Annotated in this window: 3 protein-coding genes and 1 pseudogene; 1 reads left to right on the top strand and 3 read right to left on the bottom strand. The window is 75.8% G+C overall.

Features of this window, described 5'->3' with window-relative positions:
- From RWM17_RS13925 to RWM17_RS13915, 3 genes are all read right to left on the bottom strand, one after another.
- Positions 1–779: YhgE/Pip domain-containing protein (locus RWM17_RS13925; protein ID WP_314104642.1), on the bottom strand; the 779-nt coding region annotated here is incomplete at its 3' end.
- A gap of 2 nt (positions 780–781) precedes the next feature.
- Positions 782–1,483, bottom strand: a complete 702-nt coding sequence (locus tag RWM17_RS13920; protein ID WP_314104640.1) for a hypothetical protein — start codon at positions 1,481–1,483, stop codon at positions 782–784.
- Complete coding sequence (locus tag RWM17_RS13915; protein ID WP_314104638.1) at positions 1,480–2,139, bottom strand: helix-turn-helix domain-containing protein; 660 nt, start codon at positions 2,137–2,139, stop codon at positions 1,480–1,482. Before RWM17_RS13915 ends, RWM17_RS13920 begins: the two co-directional genes overlap by 4 nt.
- A gap of 83 nt (positions 2,140–2,222) precedes the next feature.
- Between RWM17_RS13915 and RWM17_RS13910 the strand changes: the two are divergent.
- Positions 2,223–2,598, top strand: a pseudogene (locus RWM17_RS13910) (hypothetical protein); the annotation flags it as partial.

Genomic DNA, 2,598 nt, shown 5'->3' with positions numbered 1-2,598 from the left:
GTCGTCTGGTCGCGCAGCTCGTCGAGCCCGGTCGAGAGGGTCGCCGCGCCGGTCGCCAGATGGGAGGTGCCGGTCTCGAGCGAGCGCGCGCCCGTCGCCGCGGTGGTCGCGCCCGTCGACAGCTGGTCGGCTCCCGACGACGCGTCGGCCGCCCCGGCCACGAGCTGGTCGGCGCCCGACACGGCGGAGTCCGCGCCGCTGACGAGCTGCGACGCCCCGTCGGCGGCGCTGCCGAGGTCCGTCCGGATGTCGGCGAGGCCGACGAGCAAGGTGGACGCCGCCTCCTTGCCGACCTTCTCGGCCACCGACGCGCGGATCGTCTTGCCGGCCTGCCCCGCGATCGTCGTCGCCAGGTAGCTGTTCGTGTCGTTCGTCGCGAGGACGATCTGCGCGCGCCGCGGGTCGTCCGAGCTGGCCGAGGTCAGGTCGGCGCTGAAGTCGCGGGGGATCGTGAAGGTGAAGTCGTAGGTGCCGTCGCGCAGCCCGGCCGCGGCGTCGGCCGACGAGACCGTCTGCCAGTCGAAGTCCCCGCCGTCGACGACCTCGTCGGTCACCTGGTCGCCGTAGTTCGTCGCGGTGCCGTCGACGACGGAGCCCTGGTCCTCGTTGACGAGCGCCGCGGGCACCTGGTCGAGGTTCGCGTACGGGTCCTGGTTGGCCCAGAGGTAGAGGCCGCCGTAGAGCAGCGGCACGGTCATCAGGGCGACGAGGGCGAGGCGTGCGAGCCCGGTGGAGGTCAGCCGCTGCAGCTCGGCTCGGACGATGGCGATGATCTTCACGGTCAGCGGTCCTCTCGGGTGGGGGCGACCGCGCTGTCGTCGGGTGGGGTGTCGGTGTCGGTGTCGGTGTCGGTGTCGCTGGTGTCGTCGAGGTCCGCGAAGTCGGGAACCGGCAGCGCCTCGACGGCGGCCAGCGCCGCGGCCCCGGTGATCGTCAGCACGGTGACGCCGCGGGCGACGAGGTCGTGCACGACGGCGAGCCAGGCGGCGACGTCGCCGCCGTGCCGCTCGGGCGAGGTGAGCACGAGGCCCCGCACGCCCTCGCGCAGCACGGCGAGCTCGCAGAGCAGGCGCACGCGCAGCTCGGTCGGCAGCGCCTGCAGGCGGGTGCGGCGGTGCTCGGCGAGGCCGATCTCGTCGAGCAGCAGCGCGGTCGAGGCGCGGTCGCTGCGGAGCCCGGCGAGCGCGAGCTCCTCCCGGGCGACCTGTGCGACGGTCAGCGAGGCGAAGGGCTCGGCCACCGACGGGGTGTCGACCAGGGCGAAGGAGGCGCGGATCGCGGCCGCGTCGTCGCTCCCGTCGAGGGTCACCTGCCCCTGCGTCGGGGCCATGCGCCCGCCGGCGATCAGCGACGCGAGCACGGGGGCGTCGACCGTCTCGACGGCGACGAACCCAGGGAGGCCGCGGTCGGCGACGACGGTCAGCTCGGGCAGCGGCGCCCCGGGCCCCTCGCCGACGGCGACGTGGTCGAGCTCGAGCCTCACGAGCGGTCCTCCGGGGTGCGCAGCGCGAGGGCCGGCGTGCTGCGGACGAGCTCGCCCGCCTCCTGCCAGCCGAGCCCGACCATGCCGAGCACGGCGAGCATCACGAGGCGGTGGCCCTCGGCGCGGTCGAGGTCGCGCACCGTCGCCTCGTCGAGCACGGCCAGCGCCGACCCCTCCACGAGGTGCGCGAGGGTCTCGACGTCGACGTCGGCGCGCATCCGGCCGTCGGCGACGCCGCGGCGGACGGTCTCGAGCAGGAACGCGCGGAGCGGCGCGAGCGCCGTGCCCACGTCGTGCATCAGCGGCCCGCGCACGGTGAGCTGAGCCATGACGCGGACGTGCTCGACCTCGGCCCACAGGCGCGCGCCGAGCTCGGCGAGCTGGACGACCGGGTCGTCGGAGAGCGCCGGCACCGCGGCGGCGCCGATGCGGGCGGCACCGCGCAGGGTCACCTCGCGCACGAGGTCGTCGCGGGTCGCGAAGTGCCCGTAGACGCTGCGTCGGGAGAGCCCCGCCTCGGCGGCGATCGCCTCGAGCGGGACGGCCGGGTCGACGTTGAGGAGGCGCACGGCGGCCGCCATCAGGGCCTCGCGGTTCGCGGCGGCGTCGCGTCGCGGCGCCCGGGTGGGGGAGGAGGGGGAAGACGGGGAGTGCACGTCCCCGATCATACGATCTTGCACACCGGTGTGCAAGATCGTGAGGGTGGGAGAGGACGAGGAGGCGTCGGTAGGGTCAGGCGATGACCCTCGAGGAGGCGGCGCGGCAGCTCTACGTCCTGCCGCCGCAGCAGTTCACCGCCGCCCGCGACGCCCTGGCCGCCGAGGCGAAGGCGGCCGGCGACGCCGCACTGGCGACCTCCGTGCGTTCGCTGCGCCGCGCCTCCGCGTCCGCCTGGGCCGTCGACCTCCTCGCCCGTGACGCCCCGGACGACCTCGTCGCCCTCGCGGCCCTCGGCGACCGGTTCCGCACGGCCCAGGCCGACGGCGACCGTTCTGCCCTCTCCGCCCTGACCCGTGAGCGGAAGGCGGCGCTGGCCGGCCTCGTCGCCCGCGCCCGCCTCCTCGCGTCCGATGCGGGCCACCCGCTCTCGGCCGCGGCGCTCGCCGAGGTGGACC

It is taken from the genome of uncultured Frigoribacterium sp., assembly GCF_963515265.1.
Classification (GTDB): Bacteria; Actinomycetota; Actinomycetes; order Actinomycetales; family Microbacteriaceae; genus Frigoribacterium.
This window is presented reverse-complemented; position numbering and strand designations above follow the sequence as displayed.